Raw genomic sequence first — 19,468 nt, forward strand, 5'->3', positions numbered from 1 at the left:
ATGTTTTCTTATTTTTTTCTACGACAATTGCTTAAGTAACTGGCTGATTAACTCTCGGGCTTCCTGCTTTTCTCGTAACCCATACCCATTAATAAGTGCAGCGATTGAGGCATTAAAGACACCTGACATACTAGAGGCGCCTGAAGGCAAGGACGCTAAACCAAGACTATTAACCGTTTCTACAATAATAGCTTGTTGCGCTTTTTCTAATACTAGCTCGTCATCTTTTAGCTGATTGTATTTCGCTACGGCCTGCGGGTAGTTTGGATCGTGCTTATCTTCTGGCTTCGCTTGCTTTCGCTCAAGCCGATGTTGCTTAAGAGCGTGCTCTGATGCTTCCACGGCGTTTATCACCGCGTTTAACTGAGGCAAATTAATAATGAAGCCATGTTCAATACACCAGCATATCAACAACAGTATGTTTACGTTCACACCATGACGGTCTTGCAACAAAATGGCAAGTGGCGCTACGTCGCCTTTGCCATAGCGACTACCTGCGTATTGCCAAAAATCTTCTGCATTTACAATCGCATTATTGTGCTTCATAGCTTGCGCGCTGCGCCTCCATTTGCTCTTGTGCATCGAGCCATTGCATCTCTTCTTCTTCAAGCTGCTGAGTGAGCTTTGCCTGTTTATCTAACAGTTGCATCAACTCGGCTTTCTTATCATCGTTATACAAATTTGTATCTGATAACGATGCTTCAAGGGTTTTCAACTCGCCTGAACATTTGTCCATGGCCTTTTCGTGCTTCTCTAAGGCTTTTTTCAGTGGTGCAACTTGCTTTCTAAACTCTGCTTCTCGGCGCTTTTCTTCTTTACGATCGATTTTACGCTCGCTAACAGCGCCCGCGTCTTCATTTAACGCTTTCGCATCGCTGTTCGCTTTGGCTTTTTCGGCGGCTTGTTGCTTTAAAATCCAGTCGCGGTAGTCGTCTAAGTCGCCAGTGAACGCCGCCACTTCGCCGCTATCGACTAAGTAAAAGTCTTCGCATACCGATGAGAGTAAAAATCTATCGTGCGATACCAACACCATGGCACCCTCAAAGCCTTGCAGCGCAATATTCAACGCATGTCGCATTTCTAAATCAAGGTGGTTGGTAGGCTCATCGAGTAGTAACAAGTTCGGCTTTTGATACACAATAAGCGCTAACACTAACCGCGCTTTTTCGCCACCAGACATAGGGGCAACCGCTGAAAGCGCTTCATCGCCGTTAAAGCCAAAGCCGCCTAAATAATCTCGCAATTGCTGTTCGGTAGCTTTTTCGTCTATGCGCTGTAAGTGCAAAATAGGCGTGGCGTTAGGATCGAGGGTTTCTAGTTGATGCTGAGCAAAATAACCAATTTTAAGGCCTTTGGCAGTATCGAAAACGCCTTGTTTCGGGGCATGTACCCCAGCTAATAACTTAATAAGAGTAGATTTACCTTGGCCGTTTCGCCCCAATAGACCAATACGACTTCCTGGCACCAAGTTAAGCTTCACTTGCTGCAATACAATATGGTCATCATAACCTAACTGTACATGCTCCATTTGCACCAGGGGGTTAGGCAGTGCAGCAGGCGGTACGAACTCAAAACTGAATGGGCTAGCTGCATGAGCCGGTAACAGCGTTTCCATTTTTTCAAGTTGCTTAATACGGCTTTGCGCTTGCTTGGCTTTACTCGCTTTAGCCTTAAAGCGGGTAATAAAAGAGGTTAAATGCGCCACTTTTTGCTGCTGCTTTTCAAACTCTATATTTTGTAAACGAAGTCGTTCGGCACGCTGCCTTTCAAAGGCAGAATAGTTCCCGGTATAGGTAATTAGCTGTTGCTGCTCAACACTAATAATTTGCGCTACCGTGTTATCGATAAACGCTTTATCGTGAGAAATGAGCAGCAAGGTACCTTCGTAGCGCTGCAGCCACTTTTCTAGCCAAATAACGGCATCTAAATCTAAGTGGTTTGTGGGCTCATCTAGCAACAATAGGTCAGAGGGGCATAGCAGGGCTTGCGCCAAGTTAAGACGCATACGCCAACCACCAGAGAAATCAGTAACCGGTGCGGTAAGCTGAACGTTGGTAAAGCCCAGCCCTGATAGAATAGTCGCGGCTCTTGCTTCTACATCGTAAGCGCCAGCTTGCTCTAGTTGGCCATGAATTTTACCAATCAATACGCCGTCTTCATCTTGCTCAGCTTGGTGAAGCTGAGCTTGTAAACGGCGAAGATTTTTATCACCATCAATAACGTACTCTATTGCACGTCTGTCGGTGGCAGGGGTTTCTTGTGCAACACTCACTATACGCCAATCAGCGGGTACTACACAGTCGCCTGCATCTACTGACATTTCGTTACGCAGTAGGGAAAACAGGGTCGATTTACCACAGCCATTGCTCCCTATAAGGGCGACTTTATGGCCTGGAAATACCTGCGCTGATGCACTTTCTAGCAGTACTTTTCTGCCACGCATTAGCGATACGTTGGTAAGCTTTATCATTCATAACCTTCGCGGGAACAATTTAGGTCGCGTATAATAGCAAATTCCTATCAAAATCTGATCAGGAAATGGCTTTTCACGGTATAATACTGAGTAAATTACGTTAAGAGAGCTGCAATGCAAAAATCGATTAAACGCCGCTTCGTTGCAGGCGCTACCTGCCCAAAATGCCAAGCGTTAGACACTATCTCGCTATATTACGAAAATAATGTAGAAAAGCTAGAGTGCGTGGCCTGTGGCTACAATGAAGCGCAAACCGAAGAACAAGTGAATGCCGCCACCCGCGAAAACGAAAGCGTAATTGGCATTTTTAAACCTCACTAGTTCGCGTTTGCATCCAACACGTTTGTGTCACTACAGATTACACTGATCACGCTATTACCATTAGCGCCAGTGTACTACTCATAAGCAGTAACTATTACGCATTCTGTGAAGATCCCGCCCACATTCGGCGTATCTTTACATAATGCGGCGTTAAAAAGCGCCATCTCCCACCACATTAACTCACTGATAAATAAGAGTTACTCAACCTCACCATATTTACATTAGGGTAACTTCGGGCGGCATAAATCTTGAAATACTTTTTTAAAGGAGTATTTATGAAAACCGCAAATCGTTACTTATTTATTTCGCTCGCCATTGTACTTGGATTGCTCATTATCATTCGTATGAGCATGCCTTATGCGGCCCAGTGGTATATCAATAAAACACTTAGTCAGCCGGGTGAATACAGCGGCCGAGTAGGTGACGTAGATTTAATGCTATGGCGCGGTGCTTATAGTTTAGAGCATGTGTTGTTGTACAAGTCTAACGGGCAAGTAGACAAGCCATTGTTTCGCGCCGATAAGGTTGAGTTCACATTGAACTGGCGCCAACTTATCAAAGGAGCCGCAAGCGGTACTGTAAACCTTACTCGCCCTGAAATTAACTTTGTCGATGGTGCCACCAGTGATAACAGTCAAGCCGGTAAAAACGAAGATTGGCTCAATATTGCAAATCAACTGTTCCCTTTAAGTATCGATAAACTCAGTGTTTCAGATGGGAAAATTGGTTTTTATAACCCTGAAACCTCGCCTGTTATTGATATTTCGCTGCACGATATTCAAGGTGAAGTCACGAATCTAGTGAATAGCGATACGTTATCTGACAATCGGGTGGCTAACGCTACAGTGAGCGCACAAACTGCCCAGCAAGGTACACTGAACCTTAAAGCAAAGCTAAACCCTGCCACAAAAAATCCCACTTTCGATCTCAATCTTCAAGCCGATAATGTGGCACTAATTAACTTTAAGAACCTGCTGGATACCTACGCGCCATTCGACTTAGAGGCTGGCTCACTTACGCTGGCTGCCGAAGTCGCTGCCGATGATGGAAAAGTAAAGGGTTACATAAAACCCATTTTGCACCATGTGGAAGTATTTTCATGGAAGGGCGATATTGAACGAGATGGCGATGGATTTCTTGAAGGTACCGTAGAGCTATTATCGGCTTTTATTACTGAGATATTTGAGAACCAAAGTGAAGATCAAGTTGCTACTCGCATTCCGATTGAAGGGGATTTAAGTAGCCCAGATACCGATGTATTTAGTGCGCTGGGCGCCATTATCAAAAACGCTTTTATCAAAGCAATCAGCGGCGACATTGAAGAGTCGGTAGAGTTAGAAACCTTATCTGAACCCGCATTGCCTGATTCAACCAAATCGACTGAATCAGACAGTCAAAGCACGTCACCTGATACGCGCTAGCTTTCTATGCACTAGCGCTCTGCGCCCTAACACAACAGGCCTTATCGAAACATCAAGACTCGCTAGTGTTTCGAAAGCTAGGGTTCGGGTTATTAATAATGGGGAGGCGGTGTTTCTTCTGAGTCTTTGGCCATGTTCGAAGGCTCAATTGACTTAACCTTGTCGATAACATGGCGTAACTTATAGGTAAGCTCATCTAGTTGTTGCTGCTGCGAAGACAGCGCTTCGTTTAAGGCTTCAATAGTATGCTCTTGAAACGCTATTTTCGTTTGGAGCTCTTCAATACTGCTGTTCGTACTATCGAGTTCTACCCTAAATGCGACACTGTCAGTACCACTATTTTTATCTTTCATAATCTACTCTATTTACTGCGCTGCCATACTTCGGCAAGACCACTGCTACTTTCTGTCACAATATTACCATCGGACATAAAGCCAACGCCATAAACAACTGCAGTTGGCGGTGAAACAGTGTCTCGTGATGCAACCTGCCAAGCATCCACTTCCTTTCCACTATTCAAATCCCATAAATACACTTGGCGTGATGGTGAGCCTGTTAGCAAATACTTACCATCATCAGAAAATACAGCATCAGTGAAGATTTTTTGTCTCGCAATAAAACTCAGCCCACTAATGGCCTCGCCAGTTTGCACGTTCCACACTTGTGATTTGCTTTGGCTATCGGCAGTAAAGGCGAAACGGCCTTTGTCGTCTAACGCCACTTTAGTTACCCGAGAAGGGTGCGTGAAGGTATGAATTATTTGCCCTGTATCTGTGCTCCATAAATACGCGATATAGTCGTTGCCACCGGTGAGCGCAAACTTGCCATTCGGGGAAATATCAATAGAGTTCACTTTTTCTTGATGCCCTAAAAACTCTAACCTGCGCTGAGTTTTAGGCTCAAAGAACATAACCTTACCATTCGAACGAGCCACCAAAATGCCATTACCGTTATTCGAGATAGCGACATCACGAATAGACGCTTCGTCAATACGCCAAAAACCAATTGGGTCGCCGGTTTCAATGCTCCACAGCGCAAACGCTTCTCTGTCAGCAGTGACTACATGAGTATTGTCGGCTGATATATGTAACGAAACGACTAAATTATTGCCTTCCCCTTGATGGCTCCATTGATATAAAGGGGTGTCTTCGCCTATTCGCCATACATTGATGCCATTATTGATACCTGATACAACGGAGATAGTGCCATCCGGCGATATATCAGCTGCATAGGCCCCTTCTTCCACATGCCGCCATTGTTTAATTGGCGTGGTCTCAGGGAAGGTACATCCTATAGATCCACTTATTAATAAGGTGAGTAACAATAATCTGGGGAACATTTGAGCCCTAAACATAATCAAATAGGTTTCGCTTTGTGAATGCTAGGTTTAACATAGCATGGATCACGCATCTTTCACTATCGTGCAGACTGCCCTGGATGCAGCAGTTTAAACATAGACGCATGATGATAAAAATTTATGGAGACGTTTTATGCAGAAGTCGCTTGTTGCCTTATCTACTATTGCTGCCCTAGGCCTTTTTGCCTGTCAGCCAAATACCTCTGATGAGGCCGCTACTACCGGCACTGACATCGCTGAAACCGCCGATGTTTCGACAGAATCAATGACAGACGTACAAAAACAAGCGTACGCTATGGGTGCAAGTATGGGCTTGTTCGTGAGCAACCGCGCACAACAGCAAGAGCAACTGGGCTTTCCGCTAGATGAAGCGGCGTTGAAAGAAGGCTTTGAAGATGGCCTTAACGATACATTGAAATTTACCCCACAAGAAATTCAGCAAATTGCTCAGCAAGGCGAAGAAGTACTTCGTGCTAAGCAACAAGAAATGGCGCAAAAGGCCGCACAAGACAATATTGAAGCCGGCGCGGCGTATTTAGAAGAGAACGCCAAGAAAGATGGCGTGACTACTACCGATTCTGGCCTTCAGTATGAAGTGTTAGAAGAAGGTGAAGGCGCAAGCCCAGCAGCTGAAGATGTCGTTAAAGTTCACTACCGTGGCACATTGTTAGACGGTACTGAATTCGATTCTTCATACAAGCGTGGTGAACCAGCTCAATTCCCACTTAACCAAGTTATTCCTGGTTGGACTGAAGGCGTGCAGCTTATGAAAGAAGGCGCGAAGTACCGCTTCCATATCCCTTCTGATTTAGCTTATGGCGAACGTGCTACGGGTTCAATTACACCTAACTCAACGCTAATTTTCGACGTTGAATTGCTAGAAATCATTAAAGAAGAAGCGGCTGCTGAGTAATATCACGCCGCGCTTTAACGCTGTGTAGCGGTTACGCTTTTGCGTTTGCCACTAACAATAAAAGCCGACACTTACATAAGTGTCGGCTTTTTAATGCGTTAACTAAGGGTAGTACTAGAAAGAACGAGTATAAGTGAAGGCTGCATTACAGACATCGCTACAAATACAGCAAATGCACACCTTGCCTGGAAGGTGTATTAGACAGTTAGCCATTCGATAACTCGCTGTTTATGCGGCCTATCGACAACCTATTTAAGTATGACGTGGTGGCGCGCGACGCCGTTCACGCTGCACTTTAAATACCGCAAAATGATTTAACAGATATTGCCCAAGCTTATACATCAATAAGCCAATCACGAGATATCCTGCGGTTATCAGGCTATCCATACGTACTACAATATCAAGCAAGCCGTACAGCACCATCAACGCGCCAGTTAAAAACAGCATGAACCCCGCTATAGTGCCGCCCATTGAACTGTTAGTTTCAGCTCGGCGCCTGTCTACAGGCTTTTTTTCCACCTTTCGTGCTTCATCTTCCATTCGAGTTTCCCGCTCATTAGCCGGTTGTTATTTATACTGCGACAACAACCTAAAGGTTTATGTTCAATATTTGCACAAAGTGGTTTAAATGGGAGATTTCGACGCATTTGTTTATTGCGTTCTATTAATTCACCCACATACACTAGCCATAAGATTTCAATTTAGCTAAATAATTGTGAAAACACCACTGATAACACGAAAAGGATATTTAAAGTTAAAACAGGAACTTGACCACTTGTGGCGGGAAGAACGACCTGAGATCACTCGAAAGGTAACCTGGGCTGCCAGTTTAGGTGATCGGAGTGAAAACGCAGATTACCAATATAATAAGAAAAAATTACGTGAAATCGACAGGCGAGTACGCTACATACGTAAGTGCTTAGAAAACCTGAAAGTAGTGGATTACAGCCCCGAACAAGAAAATAAAGTTTATTTTGGTGCTTGGGTAGAAATTGAAAATGAGCAAGGGCAGGTACTAGAACTTCGCCTTGTGGGTTACGATGAAATATTTGGCCGTCGAGATTACATTTCTATCGACTCTCCTATGGCACGAGCCTTGGTAGGGAAAGAAGAAGATGATGACATTACGGTAAAAACTGAAACAGATGTTAAAGAATGGTGGATAAACCGTATCTGGTACGATCCAACCGATAAACTGTAATAAAGTTAAAACGTTTTCCATGAATACTGACCATACAATCAGGCTTCTCCTGACCCGTCGCGGTGGTATAATTGCCGCCAGTTATTCCAACTAAAATGAAAGCGGTGTAAAAAGGCTAATGCTAGCCACTACATCCTTATTTGCTATTGCCTAGAGCGTATTATGATTATTAACAAAATTGCCGAAGAACTTGCCGTACAAACTTCCCAAGTCAGTGCTGCGGTTAAGCTTCTTGATGAAGGTTCAACGGTGCCGTTTATTGCACGTTACCGTAAAGAAGTCACTCAAGGGCTAGACGACACTCAGTTACGTACGCTTCAGCAACGTCTTACCTACCTTCGAGAACTAGAAGACAGACGCCAAGTCATCTTAAAATCTATTGATGAACAAGGGAAACTGTCTGATGAGTTGAAGCGCACTATAACCGGCGCTGACAGTAAGACCACATTGGAAGACTTATACTTACCTTTTAAGCCTCGTAGACGCACCAAAGGGCAAATAGCCATTGAAGCAGGTCTTGAAGGCTTAGCAGATACCTTATTTGCTAACCCTGACCAACCTATCGACGAATTAGCCGCTGAATATGTTAATGCCGAAAAAGGTGTGGCTGATATTAAAGCCGCGCTTGAAGGCGCTCGCTTTATTTTAATGGAACGGTTTGCTGAAGATGCGGCACTGCTTGGTAAAATTCGTAGCTACCTTGTTGAAAACGCACATATTAAAAGCACAGTAGCAAACGGTAAAGCGCAAGAAGCGGTTAAGTACAAAGACTATTTTGAACACAGCGAAAAGTACAAAAATGCGCCCTCGCATCGCGCCCTTGCTATGTTTCGTGGTCGTAACGAAGGCATGTTGAATATTCAACTTGATGCCGACCCACAGCAAGATGATGCCAGTGCGCCTTCTCACTGTGAACACCTTATTGCTAGCCACTACAATATTATGCACCGCCAACGTCCTGCCGATGACTTCTTAGCGCAAGTAGTGCAGTGGACGTGGAAAATTAAAATCGCCTTACACATGGAAACTGAGTTATTCAGTGGCCTTCGTGAACGCGCTGAAGAAGAAGCGATTGAGGTGTTTGCTAAGAACCTTAACGATTTGCTAATGGCCGCTCCTGCTGGCGCTAAGACCACCATGGGTCTTGATCCTGGTCTGCGTACGGGAGTAAAAGTCGCCATCGTTGATAAAACGGGCAAAGTTGTCGCTAAAAATACCATTTTTCCCCATGCACCTCAGAATCAGTGGGATAAATCACTGCGTACACTCACCACCGTATGTAAGCAACATAAAGTTGAGCTTATTAGTATAGGTAATGGTACAGGCTCCCGTGAAACCGATAAGCTTGTAGGGGAAATGCTGAAAAATAACCCAGAGCTAGGTGCACAAAAAATCGTGGTAAGCGAAGCCGGCGCATCGGTTTATTCTGCCTCTGAATTAGCCTCAAATGAGCTACCTGATTTAGACGTTTCCATACGTGGTGCAGTTTCCATAGCTCGTCGTTTGCAAGACCCGCTAGCCGAGCTTGTAAAAATTGAACCTAAAGCCATTGGTGTAGGCCAATATCAGCATGACGTGAGCCAAAGCCAGTTAGGTAAATCTCTCGACCGCGTTATTGAAGACTGTGTAAATGCTGTGGGTGTAGATTTAAATACGGCCTCACCCGCGCTACTTAGTTATGTGTCTGGGTTAAACAAGACGCTGGCAAATAACATTGTGCAATTTAGAGATACTAATGGTGCCTTCGACAATAGAAAAGCGCTAATGAAAGTCGAGCGTTTGGGGCCAAAAGCCTTCGAACAAGCCGCTGGATTCTTACGTATTGTAAATGGAAGTAACCCGCTAGATGCGTCTGCGGTTCACCCCGAAGCTTATCCTGTGGTTGATAAAATTGTGGATACGGCCGCAGTAGCGGTTAACGATCTTATCGGCAACACAGAGCTACTAAAAACCTTATCGCCTGATACATTTACCAGTGATGCTTTCGGCTTACCCACGGTAAAAGATATTTTGAGCGAGCTTGATAAGCCAGGCCGCGATCCTCGACCTGAATTTAAAACTGCCACCTTTAAAGAAGGGGTAGAGACCATTAAAGATCTTACTCCAGGTATGATTTTAGAAGGTGTTGTGAGCAACGTTGCAAACTTTGGTGCCTTTGTTGATGTAGGTGTTCACCAAGATGGTTTAGTGCATATTTCAGCGCTAACCAACAAGTTCATTTCAGACCCACGGGATGTAGTGAAGGCAGGCGACATCGTAAAAGTTAAGGTACTTGAGGTAGACGTACCACGTAAGCGTATATCGTTTACTATGCGTTTAGAAGATACCCCAACCTCGTCGAATCAAGCAGGCAAAAGCAATAATAGCAATGGCGCTGCTAACGCAAAGTCTAATGGGAGTCCACGAGCTAATGGGTCTGTGCGTGGTAATCCACGCGCAGATAAGCCCAACAAGCGTGGTGGCGGACAAAGCCAGCAGCAAAACAGCGCTATGGGTAACGCCTTTGCCGATGCGTTCGCTAAAGCAAAGAAATAACGCCTAACGCCATTGTTTACTCGCGCGATTATAATTTTAAAGCCAGCATACATGCTGGCTTTTTTGTATCTGTCTGTTGGAAGTTTGTATTTATGAGAGTGGCGCTGTTAAGAACACATATTGTTGGTCGTGGGCGGTAAACGGGGCTAAACAAGCGCTATAAATATTAAGAGATAGGCACCAAACCCTAGGCGCTAGCGGAAAAACCTTCACGGAATGGGGTATAGGCTTGAGTGTAGAAATTTTGGATGCGGCCAATACGGGCTGAATTGGCTTGGCTTTCTTGGTCACTGCCGCTATTGGCTTCATCTTGTAAGGCTTGGTCACCAAATGCTAATGAGCGCGTATCAAAACCACCACCAATCTCATTTGAAGCTTCACTATTACTTTGTGCTCCTTGGCTCGCGGCGCTTGGTGATCCTTGGCTTACAGTATCTTGCTCAACCGTTTGCGCTTGTAAAACAGCTTCGTCTAGTGCCCTTGTAGGGCGTTCAACACCTGCATTATCGGTAATTTCATCAATATCAGGGGGCGTGATATCTGATGCGCTAGGCGATACCGATGATGTTGTAGCGTTGTCTTCAGCGATTTCGCTGCGAGCTTCAAACGATTTTTGAGTAGCTTCTGCTGCCACTTTTAAATCTTGCGCCGAAGGCTCAGCTGGGGCAAGTGCAGCAGCACGGACTTGCTGCATTTTACGAAGGGTTTCTTCAGGGCTATTTAGTTCAGAAATATCAATCGACACTTCACCATCGGTAACATAACGCTTGTTATCTGGCCCAGTGGTATATTCATATTGCGGCGACCCTGCATATTGTCCACCCGCAGCGGCATGCGCCTGCTCGTGAGTACGGACCTCTTGATCACGTGCCTCTAAGTTACTTATCTCTTGCTGTTCTTCTGTTTGCTGTTCAGGCTGTGAGGCTTGCTGTTGGCTTGATTCCTGTTGATCGTGGGCATTTTGTTTACCCGCGCTTTCATCAGAGCCATTGTCTTTTTGTTCGCCAAACACGCTTTCAAACGCGCTTTGCAGTTCAGTTTGGACTTGGGGGCGATCGTAGGTAACAGGCGCAGGCGTTTGTCCCGGATTTCGAGCTTTGTCACTGTCCGAACCTAGGCCTTTTTGCGATGCCCCTTTTTCTGCATCTCCCGACTGAGGGATAGTTTCACGTAATGCATTGTCTCGTCTTGCAGACTCAGTATTAACGTTTGCAGTAGGGTACGCTATGGCCGTGAGGATAGGGGTAACAATGTTCACATTACACTCCTACACTACTACGCTAACGTATCGATTATGGTGCCTATGGTGTCATTAGCCACATCAAGCACCTTGGCGGAAGCCTGAGCATTGATACTGTTGATTTTCAATGACAACAGATTTGTGGTGACATCATCCTGAGGAGAGGGAAGTATGTTGCGTACATTCTGTAAGCTTTGGGTGGCAGCATTGGCTAAAACCGCTTGCGGATCTCGCTCTGCGTTCGTGGTTTGCTGGGCAATATTAGACGCAGCCTGCGTAATACCATTACTGGCATTCTGCAAACCAAATTGTCCGGACAAAATCGCCGAATTTATATTGTTACTATTTACACCTGATATACCAGACATACACTACCTCTACACTCTCATGTGCAATTATTAACCAAATTGCACTAAATGAAAAGGTCTGTACCGCTCATAAGACTTAACTGGCTGTGAAAACGAGCAATATTCTTTCCTCGCGCCTAGTCTTTCACTGGCTCGAACATTAAGGCGCATTAACTCGCAGCCACTATACAACACCTAAACACAACATAAAAAAGCATCGGGTCACGATGCTTTTTGTTGATATACACTTGATGCAAAGCTAAACAAAATATCGGCGCTTTGTTGAGGGTGAGAAATAAAAGGCGCATGTGCTGCGTGGGGTAACACCACCGTATCAGCTTGAGGATGCAACTCGCAAATACGATCTATGCCACTGGTAGGCACTAGGCTATCTAAGCGACCATATAATCGAAGAGTTGGCACCGTTATACGGCCAATGTCTTGGCGTAAATCTTCTGTAGAAAGAATTCTCAAGCCTTGTTTCAGTGCGTGCTGGTCAGGTTCTGGGTATTCACTGATATGCCCGCGAATGGCTTTGATATCTTGGCGGGCAGTATCGCTACCCATCGCTTGAATAGCCAAAAAGCGCTCTAGCGTTCTATTGTAGTTACTCTCTAACTGACTTTCGAACATGGCCAGTAAATCACCTGCAATACCAGGCCAGCAAGGGCCAGCGATGAATCGAGGTGTAGAGGCTATCGTAACTAAACCTTTAAGCGCTAAACCCTTAAATTCTTTGCCAATTAAGGCCAATCTTTGCGCCACCAAACCACCTAAAGACCACCCTACCACTATACTTTCTGGTGGAATATAAGGTGCTATCATTTGTGCTAAAGACTCAGCGTCATAAGGGGAAGGCACGTGCTGAGCGTTTTCACCGAAACCGGGAAGATCGATAGTGGTGACTCGAAAACTATTCGTTAAATAGGGGATAAACGAGGTAAAAGCGCCACTATTCATACCCCAACCGTGAAGGAAAACCAGATCGTTTCCTGTACCTTGAGTTCGGGTGACAAGCGGTGTGTTTGTATGCAAATCTTTCACTGTATACATCCTTTGGCTGTTGCATGAAGAAGCAAACCTAATAGGCTGCCATGTATGCATGATTACCCATTATCTCAAAAAATGCTTAAAGACACGTCATCGTACTGTCGCTACGTGTGAGAAAAAGCGACTTAACATAGGAATTCAAAAATTCACGTACTATGAATCTTTCATGCTTACTATGTTATCAGGCAAGTCCTGCGCCAGTATGTCATTGGTGTGAACATGATATATTTTTTTTCTCGGCCAAAGATCACGGTAATAATCTACTGTCTTTTGGGCCAGTTGGTCGGCACGTTAAGCATAGTGCGTATCAGCAACTGTCGGTACTGGCTTTACATACTTACCCAATAACCACCTTAATTCATGGCTTTAAGTTTCAACATTCACTCACTTCAGGGAAGGTTTTAGCCAAGTGGTTTGTCGGTAAACAGCAACACTTAGCTCATCATACACCGCCTCTACCACACACCACGGCGCAACTTCTCTTACCAGTGCCTTTAAGCTCGTGGCGGCTGGCAACGCGGCATTATAATCAGGCTGCAGTGCTCGCTAAATCCATTGGTAGTGCACTGAATATACCCATTTGCACCAATTGGGCGATTCGACAAGGTATGTCTGCTCAGCATCATCTAGGGAAAGCACAAAGGCTTCAGCATGCTAAGCAGGTGTTTTCATTAACGCCACAATGTATTGATAAACTAGTCGCTTCTAACCCTGATCTTAAGCGCATTGCCATCGTGGATGATGTCATCACTACCGGTGTTACGGTAAACGCCTTAGCAAGCTTATTGAGAGCGCGCTACCCACAACTTAGTATTTCAGTGTGGGCAATGACCTTTACACCGCCCCCGAAAAGCTCACTGCTGGCAGCAAGGTAATCGAAACCGCTACCGCTACAATTCTTACTACCTAAAAACTAGCGACTTACTTAAGAAAGCCTGATTGATAAATAGCATTACTAAGCATTTTGTTCGTACCATACCAATAGCCTCGGAATTGGGTATTGTCGGTAAACCCAATCACTACACCTTTACCTTGCTTTGTGGTTATCACAGCAGGCGTTTCGGCAATAAGTTTCACTAGCTTTTCATCACTGAATCCTGCCAGCAATGGCGCTGAGGTATAACGCGCTGGCGTAGTGAATGGCGTGTAATAATTGTTCACCACCATATTACTGGTTTTAAACATAGGCAGTGTGGCGTCGGTATAACCGTAAAATAGTGGATGGGTGATATCTATTTCAGCTTCATAAACCGCGCCAGCCACCAACTTTCTTGCGTATAACGCCGATTTATCGCCAAACGTTAGTTTGTCTTCATCAAACTTACTGTCTATTTCTTCTCTATCTACTATATCGGCGTTTAACCATTCATTGGCTGCAAAATAACGAAGAGCTGATTTTTGTCCAATCAACACACCGCCATTTTTAACCCAAGTAGATAGTGCGTCTATCGTATCATTCGTCAGCGAATAGCGACCACTGGCAAACACAATATGGGTATAGCCTGACTGTAGTGCGTTACCTAGCTTTTGTTGCTCCACAATACTAACCGGCAACCCCACTCGGGTATCAAAGTAGTGCCACATTTCGCCCACTTCATATTCACTTACGCCCTCACCCCCCACTAGCAATACTTTAGGCGCTGAAATGGGCTGGATTGAGCGGCTTCCAATATCACTGCCTGTAGGCGTTAACCCACTTGCCAGTGCGTAAACCGGAATTTTTAATGCGCTAGCCTGTTCTGTCAGAAGGTTAAGTAAGTTATCAGGTTGTGCTAACCCCGTAGGAATAACAATGCTTCCCGAGGTAAACGTATGGCGCTGATTATTAACCAGCTTAGCTTCAAATGCATTTTCGCTACTTCTTACACTTACCCCTGCTTCTAATAACGATTGAAGCAAGGCTGGCGCGTAATAATCGTTCCATGAAAAGGCGTATGCATAGGCATTGGCAGGTAACGAATCGCTAAGTACAGGCATTGCTAGTTGTGCATTGGCAGCTGTTTTTACGTCGCGAACATCCCGCTTTTCAACCACTTCAAACGGTAAATTAAATGCCATCGCCATGTTCCACGATGACACGTCGTAGAAGGTGTTATTTTCAAACGAGGTTTGGGTTGAGAATATGGACGTGATGAGTCGATACTGCGCTTGGGCGGCAGGAATATAGATAGCACGATTAGCGCGAAAGGTTTGCTTGCCTATTTCAGAATCTTTGCTTACCACCTCGAACTTAATGTTGTGCTGCTTAAGCAGCGACAACATGGCGTTAAACCTGCCGCTATCATTCGATTCACCCACAATGTAACCGCTAATATCACCGTCTTTTGCTAGTGCTTGGGTGTCTTTAACAAACGCAGACTGATAATCTAAAATAGCCAGTTTATTAGCAAGGGCGCCTTCAAAAGTACTTAACGACGTTGTAATTTGGTTTGCGATGGTGGTAGAAAATGCCAATGGCCCGTTGATAGATTCTTGTAAATGCCCGCGAGAGCTCGCTTGTTCGAATAAAATACCTATACTGCCATGTAAATCAGGGTAGGTACTGCCTTTACCGGCGTAAAAGTCGTCAAATGCTTCTTCCGAGAAATACAGCTTTCCTTTTTTATCAAAGGCTTTGGCATGATAAGCCGCCAACGCTTCGGTTAAGGTTACGTTCCCATCCGGTGTAATCGGGTTTTTACGCGAACGTACACCCGGCTGAAAAAAGTAGGTACTATCGGTGCCCATTTCATGAAAGTCGGTAAGAATATGCGGGCGCCAGTAGTGAAATTGCTTTATACGCGCTTGGGACTCAGGGTGAGCCAACAACAACCAGTCACGATTTAAGTCAAACCAATAGTGGTTCGTGCGCCCTGATGGCCAGCCTTCATCATGCTCACGGGTATTACTATCTGCAACAAGTTGCTTTCCTTTGTGCATATTGGCCCATTGCGCGAAACGAGATAACCCATCGGGGTTGAAAGATGGGTCTAACAGCACAATATTGTTGTTCAGCAACGCATCGATTCGCGTACCTTGCCCAGCGGCTAAGTAATAAGCTAGGGCTAATGCAGCATTGGATCCTGAAGGCTCATTACCGTGAATGCTGTAACCCATATAGAAAATAAGTGGCGCACCCGCTTTTACTTTATTGCCTGAATTCATGGCATCGATATGCGCGGTACGCATACTTTCTATATTTGGACGGTTCGACGGTGCAGTAATGGTAAGTAGCAATAGCTCACGATTTTCATGGGTTCTGCCGGTGACTTCTAATGAGATACGGTCGGAATGATTGGCCAATACACGCATGTAGTGTGTAAGTTGATCGTGACGTACGTGCCATTGACCAATGTTCGCACCCAGTACTGATTCTGGCGTCGGAATATCTGGATTATATGTCACATCGGTTGGTAAATAGGCATGAACCGGTTTACCGCCCTTATCGAGAGTGACCATATTGGCATTTGCCGAAGCACATACGCACAAGGCGGTTAACACTACAAATGGCGCAAGCCATTTTTGAAAATTCGAGTTTGAGGCGGTGCGAACCAAAGTTGCGAGCATAGTGATATCCGTCTTGTCGTTATGCGGTTACATCGAAACTAGTCAATACTTGACTGTTTTAGTCAGGTAAATTTGTTATCATTAACCAAATTTTTAATTAATAGGACTTACTGATGATTACTATATCAGAAGAAGCCCAGGCTCACTTCGTAAAACTGTTGGATAAACAAGAGACTGGCACAAATATTCGTGTATTCGTCGTAAATCCGGGCACATCGAGCGCCGAGTGTGGCGTGTCCTATTGTCCGCCAGATGCCGTTGAAGAAACTGATACTCGCTTAGAGTTCAATGGTTTCAATGCAGTGGTAGATGAAGAAAGTGTTCCATTTTTACATGAAGCAGAAATTGATTATGTCACTGATCAAATGGGATCTCAGCTTACACTTAAAGCGCCTAATGCAAAAGCACGCAAAGTCGCTGATGATGCGCCTTTGGCTGAACGCATAAAGTACATGATTGAAGCTGAAATCAACCCTCAACTTGCTAGCCATGGCGGCCAAGTCATGTTGGCTGAACTTACCGAAGATGGCTTTGCTATTCTTCAGTTCGGCGGCGGCTGTAACGGTTGTTCTATGGTTGATGTCACGTTGAAAGACGGCATTGAAAAGCAAATGCTTGAGCAATTTGCTGGAGAACTAAACGGTGTTCGTGATGCTACTGAACATGAAGCCGGTGAGCATTCTTACTACTAAGATGTTGTATCTCAACTATGTTTGATGTGCACAAAAGCTGGCGACGATTTAAATTAGGCCTTGCCTTGTTCGTTGCTGGCGTTGTGCAGCTTTTCACGTTAAGTCATCTAAGCACCTTCCTTTACTATTATTCTGTTACCACCTTGCTGGTAGGCTTTGTGATTGCCATGTCTGGCTATATAGGCATTTTCATGCAGCGTTTCGCCTTTTTAAAAGACAAGAAAATCCCCTCTAGCTTTAAAGACGATTAGTCGTTTACCTTCCGTTTTTTCACTCATACGTTTTCTTACATACTTTTGCTAATTCTCACGTTCAATGACCTTGTACTGGGCCGCTGATTGCACGTAGTCTAGTATTTATAACCTTACATTGGTTGTTCTTAACGTCATGTTTGTGACGGTTTTGCATACGTTTTTTGTCGTGCTTATTAAAGGGGGCTTAGATGAAAACCATTGGGCTTATTGGTGGTATGAGTTGGGAATCAACGGTTAGCTATTACCAAGTAATTAACCGGCTGGTGAATAGCCAACTTGGGGGACTACACAGTGCAAAAATATGCCTCTACTCGGTTGATTTTGCCGAGATAGAAGCTTTCCAGCGTAGCGGTGAGTGGGATAAAGCCGCCGATGCGTTGAAGCACGCCGCCCAGTCATTGGAGGATGCCGGCGCCGACTTTCTACTTATATGTACCAACACCATGCATAAGGTCGCTGCACAGGTAGCAAGCGCAGTAGCCATTCCTTTGTTGCATATTGCCGATGCCACCGGCGTGGCCCTGTGTGAAAACTCGGTCAAAAAAGTGGGCTTGTTAGGCACCCAATTCACCATGGAACAGGCGTTTTACAGCGAACGATTAGCGCAACAGTTTGATTTAGATGTAGTCGTGCCAGATAGTGACGACAGATTAGCCGTACATAAAATTATTTATGAGGAATTATGCAAAGGGGTTATTTGTGAAAAATCCCGTGACGCGTATATTGATATTATCAACAAACTAAAGGCGCAAGGTGCACAGGCCGTTATTTTAGGCTGTACCGAAATTGCCTTGTTGGTAAAGCAGTCAGACACTGATATGCCTCTTTACGACACCACAGCGCTTCATGCTGCTGAGGCTGTGAAAATGGCGCTAGAATAATCAGATAACAATATTTTGCCTATAAAAGGAAATGCTATGTTTAGTCATGTAATGATTGGCGCGAACGACATTGAAGCCTCGAAGAAATTTTACGATGCCTCTCTTGCTGTATTTGGATACGATGAAGGTGTTTACGATGAACACGGGCGTGTTTTCTACTTCACCCCGAAAGGTGTATTAGCCCTTACCAAGCCAATTAACGGCGAAGCCGCTACCCACGGGAATGGTTCAACGATTGGTCTTGCGGCGGCAAACCCTGGGCTTGTTGATGAATGGCATAAAGTGGGCGCAGCCAATGGCGGTGTTCCTTGTGAAGATCCTCCCGGTATTCGTGGTACCGAAGAACGCCAGTTGTACCTTGCGTATTTACGCGACCCTTCTGGCAATAAACTATGCGCAACTCACTTCGTTAAGAAATAGCCGAGAGTTTTTACACAGCTTTGAGCTTACAAACAGCCTTGAGCTTATAAACATCTACGATAAGCTCGTCAGTGCTACACTGGCGAGCGATTAGTCAAAATAGGTAAGCGACCATGACACCAGTAGAAACCGGGCTTGCTTACGATCAAATTACCCAGCGCTGGACTCGCCCAGAGTTTAATCGTAACAATGGTATTGCTCAGCATAAGGTCGCATTATCATTTCTTGACGTATTTCCGTCAGAACATGACTCCCCCCGAGCAACCTCAAATCTTCCGCCCTTAGCCCTTGATGTAGGGTGCGGATGTACGGGTAGATTTATTGATTTACTGCATGACAACGAGTTTGTTGTAGAGGGCATAGATATCTCAAGTGAGATGCTGACGTTAGCCAGAGAAAGGCACCCTAACAACACGTTTTATTTTGGTGACATTTGCACCTTCAACTTGCCCCATCAGTATCGTTTTATCAGCGCTTGGGACAGCCTGTGGCACGCACCACTTCACAGCCAAGCGGCGCTAATTACCAAACTTTGCAATGCACTACAGCCAGGTGGCATATTGATATTTAGTTGTGGCGGTGTGGATGAACCCGGCGAACATACCAACACCATCATGGGGCCTGAAGTTTATTACGCTTCACTAGGTATCAACGGTTATGTGCGCCAAATTATCGAAGCCGACTGCTTTATTCGGCATATTGAATACGAGCAGTTGCCCGAGTTTCATACCTATTTTGTGGTGCAAAAGGCAATACCGCAAAAATAGTCGGGTATTATTTTATTCAACTTTGTATTGTTTGCTTAACTTAAATAACG

At 44.9% G+C, this 19,468-nt stretch carries 20 protein-coding genes; 11 read left to right on the forward strand and 9 right to left on the reverse strand.

Annotated elements, in window-relative coordinates:
* Positions 1–18 precede the first annotated feature (18 nt).
* Together ALT761_RS19595 and ALT761_RS19600 are read right to left on the reverse strand one after the other, a co-directional pair.
* Complete coding sequence (locus ALT761_RS19595; RefSeq protein ID WP_129740444.1) at positions 19–546, reverse strand: TIGR02444 family protein; 528 nt, start codon at positions 544–546, stop codon at positions 19–21.
* The gene (locus ALT761_RS19600; protein ID WP_129740445.1) at positions 533–2,470 is read right to left on the reverse strand and encodes an ATP-binding cassette domain-containing protein; all 1,938 of its coding nucleotides are present in this window, start codon (positions 2,468–2,470) and stop codon (positions 533–535) included. Before ALT761_RS19600 ends, ALT761_RS19595 begins: the two co-directional genes overlap by 14 nt.
* Positions 2,471–2,587: 117 nt before the next feature.
* On the opposite strand from ALT761_RS19600, the gene ALT761_RS19605 reads away from it, so the two are divergent.
* Both ALT761_RS19605 and ALT761_RS19610 read left to right on the forward strand, forming a co-directional pair.
* Positions 2,588–2,794, forward strand: a complete 207-nt coding sequence (locus tag ALT761_RS19605; protein ID WP_129740446.1) for a YheV family putative zinc ribbon protein — start codon at positions 2,588–2,590, stop codon at positions 2,792–2,794.
* Between the two features lie 275 nt (positions 2,795–3,069).
* On the forward strand, positions 3,070–4,215 hold the full coding sequence (locus ALT761_RS19610; protein ID WP_129740447.1) for a DUF748 domain-containing protein: 1,146 nt from the start codon (positions 3,070–3,072) through the stop codon (positions 4,213–4,215).
* A gap of 92 nt (positions 4,216–4,307) precedes the next feature.
* On the opposite strand, the gene ALT761_RS19615 is transcribed toward ALT761_RS19610, so the two are convergent.
* Positions 4,308–4,568 (reverse strand): SlyX family protein, encoded by a 261-nt coding sequence (locus ALT761_RS19615; RefSeq protein ID WP_129740448.1) that lies wholly within the window; start codon positions 4,566–4,568, stop codon positions 4,308–4,310.
* Between the two features lie 8 nt (positions 4,569–4,576).
* The gene (locus ALT761_RS19620) at positions 4,577–5,509 is read right to left on the reverse strand and encodes a WD40 repeat domain-containing protein (protein ID WP_129740706.1); all 933 of its coding nucleotides are present in this window, start codon (positions 5,507–5,509) and stop codon (positions 4,577–4,579) included.
* Between the two features lie 196 nt (positions 5,510–5,705).
* On the opposite strand from ALT761_RS19620, the gene fkpA reads away from it, so the two are divergent.
* Positions 5,706–6,485, forward strand: a complete 780-nt coding sequence (gene fkpA / locus ALT761_RS19625) for an FKBP-type peptidyl-prolyl cis-trans isomerase (RefSeq protein ID WP_129740449.1) — start codon at positions 5,706–5,708, stop codon at positions 6,483–6,485.
* Positions 6,486–6,737: 252 nt separating this feature from the next.
* Here the strand turns inward: fkpA and ALT761_RS19630 are convergent, their stop codons facing one another.
* Entirely contained in the window at positions 6,738–7,025 is a 288-nt protein-coding gene (locus ALT761_RS19630; protein ID WP_129740450.1) for a hypothetical protein, read from the reverse strand.
* A gap of 175 nt (positions 7,026–7,200) precedes the next feature.
* Here ALT761_RS19630 and greB point away from each other — a divergent pair, with 175 nt between their 5' ends.
* Together greB and ALT761_RS19640 are read left to right on the forward strand one after the other, a co-directional pair.
* Positions 7,201–7,686 carry a transcription elongation factor GreB gene (greB, locus tag ALT761_RS19635; protein WP_129740451.1) on the forward strand — a complete coding sequence of 162 codons (486 nt, stop codon included), beginning with the start codon at positions 7,201–7,203 and terminating at the stop codon, positions 7,684–7,686.
* A gap of 162 nt (positions 7,687–7,848) precedes the next feature.
* The gene (locus tag ALT761_RS19640) at positions 7,849–10,221 is read left to right on the forward strand and encodes a Tex family protein (RefSeq protein WP_129740452.1); all 2,373 of its coding nucleotides are present in this window, start codon (positions 7,849–7,851) and stop codon (positions 10,219–10,221) included.
* Between the two features lie 187 nt (positions 10,222–10,408).
* Here the strand turns inward: ALT761_RS19640 and ALT761_RS19645 are convergent, their stop codons facing one another.
* The 3 genes from ALT761_RS19645 to bioH all read right to left on the reverse strand — a co-directional run bounded on the left by ALT761_RS19645 (position 10,409) and on the right by bioH (position 12,852).
* Positions 10,409–11,479: a putative metalloprotease CJM1_0395 family protein gene (locus ALT761_RS19645; RefSeq protein ID WP_129740453.1), complete on the reverse strand. Its 1,071-nt coding sequence runs from the start codon at positions 11,477–11,479 to the stop codon at positions 10,409–10,411.
* A 17-nt stretch (positions 11,480–11,496) separates the two neighbouring features.
* Positions 11,497–11,829: a hypothetical protein gene (locus tag ALT761_RS19650; protein WP_129740454.1), complete on the reverse strand. Its 333-nt coding sequence runs from the start codon at positions 11,827–11,829 to the stop codon at positions 11,497–11,499.
* Between the two features lie 201 nt (positions 11,830–12,030).
* Positions 12,031–12,852 carry a pimeloyl-ACP methyl ester esterase BioH gene (gene bioH, locus ALT761_RS19655; protein WP_129740455.1) on the reverse strand — a complete coding sequence of 274 codons (822 nt, stop codon included), beginning with the start codon at positions 12,850–12,852 and terminating at the stop codon, positions 12,031–12,033.
* Between the two features lie 161 nt (positions 12,853–13,013).
* Here bioH and ALT761_RS19660 point away from each other — a divergent pair, with 161 nt between their 5' ends.
* A complete protein-coding gene (locus tag ALT761_RS19660; protein WP_129740456.1) occupies positions 13,014–13,733 on the forward strand; it encodes a ComF family protein in 720 nt (239 codons plus the stop codon).
* A gap of 46 nt (positions 13,734–13,779) precedes the next feature.
* Here the strand turns inward: ALT761_RS19660 and ALT761_RS19665 are convergent, their stop codons facing one another.
* A complete protein-coding gene (locus ALT761_RS19665) occupies positions 13,780–16,404 on the reverse strand; it encodes a M14 family zinc carboxypeptidase (RefSeq protein ID WP_129740457.1) in 2,625 nt (874 codons plus the stop codon).
* A 113-nt stretch (positions 16,405–16,517) separates the two neighbouring features.
* On the opposite strand from ALT761_RS19665, the gene nfuA reads away from it, so the two are divergent.
* From nfuA to ALT761_RS19690, 5 genes are all read left to right on the forward strand, one after another.
* On the forward strand, positions 16,518–17,096 hold the full coding sequence (gene nfuA, locus ALT761_RS19670; RefSeq protein ID WP_126872128.1) for a Fe-S biogenesis protein NfuA: 579 nt from the start codon (positions 16,518–16,520) through the stop codon (positions 17,094–17,096).
* 17 nt (positions 17,097–17,113) lie between these two features.
* Complete coding sequence (locus ALT761_RS19675; protein WP_126872129.1) at positions 17,114–17,347, forward strand: hypothetical protein; 234 nt, start codon at positions 17,114–17,116, stop codon at positions 17,345–17,347.
* A 191-nt stretch (positions 17,348–17,538) separates the two neighbouring features.
* Entirely contained in the window at positions 17,539–18,231 is a 693-nt protein-coding gene (locus ALT761_RS19680; protein ID WP_129740458.1) for an aspartate/glutamate racemase family protein, read from the forward strand.
* A 36-nt stretch (positions 18,232–18,267) separates the two neighbouring features.
* Positions 18,268–18,651: a VOC family protein gene (locus tag ALT761_RS19685; protein ID WP_013786722.1), complete on the forward strand. Its 384-nt coding sequence runs from the start codon at positions 18,268–18,270 to the stop codon at positions 18,649–18,651.
* Positions 18,652–18,764: 113 nt separating this feature from the next.
* Complete coding sequence (locus ALT761_RS19690) at positions 18,765–19,418, forward strand: class I SAM-dependent methyltransferase (protein WP_129740459.1); 654 nt, start codon at positions 18,765–18,767, stop codon at positions 19,416–19,418.
* Positions 19,419–19,468: the final 50 nt, after the last annotated feature.

It is taken from the genome of Alteromonas sp. 76-1, assembly GCF_900654235.1.
GTDB classification, from domain to species: domain Bacteria; phylum Pseudomonadota; class Gammaproteobacteria; order Enterobacterales; family Alteromonadaceae; genus Alteromonas; species Alteromonas naphthalenivorans.

Excerpts from the sequence above, each read along its gene's own strand:
- ALT761_RS19595 (WP_129740444.1), bottom strand. The coding sequence starts at position 546 with ATGAAGCACAATAATGCGATTGTAAATGCAGAAGATTTTTGGCAATAC.
- ALT761_RS19600 (WP_129740445.1), bottom strand. The coding sequence starts at position 2,470 with ATGATAAAGCTTACCAACGTATCGCTAATGCGTGGCAGAAAAGTACTG.
- ALT761_RS19605 (WP_129740446.1), top strand. The coding sequence starts at position 2,588 with ATGCAAAAATCGATTAAACGCCGCTTCGTTGCAGGCGCTACCTGCCCA.
- ALT761_RS19610 (WP_129740447.1), top strand. The coding sequence starts at position 3,070 with ATGAAAACCGCAAATCGTTACTTATTTATTTCGCTCGCCATTGTACTT.
- ALT761_RS19615 (WP_129740448.1), bottom strand. The coding sequence starts at position 4,568 with ATGAAAGATAAAAATAGTGGTACTGACAGTGTCGCATTTAGGGTAGAA.
- fkpA (WP_129740449.1), top strand. The coding sequence starts at position 5,706 with ATGCAGAAGTCGCTTGTTGCCTTATCTACTATTGCTGCCCTAGGCCTT.
- ALT761_RS19630 (WP_129740450.1), bottom strand. The coding sequence starts at position 7,025 with ATGGAAGATGAAGCACGAAAGGTGGAAAAAAAGCCTGTAGACAGGCGC.
- ALT761_RS19640 (WP_129740452.1), top strand. The coding sequence starts at position 7,849 with ATGATTATTAACAAAATTGCCGAAGAACTTGCCGTACAAACTTCCCAA.
- ALT761_RS19650 (WP_129740454.1), bottom strand. The coding sequence starts at position 11,829 with ATGTCTGGTATATCAGGTGTAAATAGTAACAATATAAATTCGGCGATT.
- ALT761_RS19660 (WP_129740456.1), top strand. The coding sequence starts at position 13,014 with ATGAATCTTTCATGCTTACTATGTTATCAGGCAAGTCCTGCGCCAGTA.
- ALT761_RS19665 (WP_129740457.1), bottom strand. The coding sequence starts at position 16,404 with ATGCTCGCAACTTTGGTTCGCACCGCCTCAAACTCGAATTTTCAAAAA.
- nfuA (WP_126872128.1), top strand. The coding sequence starts at position 16,518 with ATGATTACTATATCAGAAGAAGCCCAGGCTCACTTCGTAAAACTGTTG.
- ALT761_RS19675 (WP_126872129.1), top strand. The coding sequence starts at position 17,114 with ATGTTTGATGTGCACAAAAGCTGGCGACGATTTAAATTAGGCCTTGCC.
- ALT761_RS19680 (WP_129740458.1), top strand. The coding sequence starts at position 17,539 with ATGAAAACCATTGGGCTTATTGGTGGTATGAGTTGGGAATCAACGGTT.
- ALT761_RS19685 (WP_013786722.1), top strand. The coding sequence starts at position 18,268 with ATGTTTAGTCATGTAATGATTGGCGCGAACGACATTGAAGCCTCGAAG.
- ALT761_RS19690 (WP_129740459.1), top strand. The coding sequence starts at position 18,765 with ATGACACCAGTAGAAACCGGGCTTGCTTACGATCAAATTACCCAGCGC.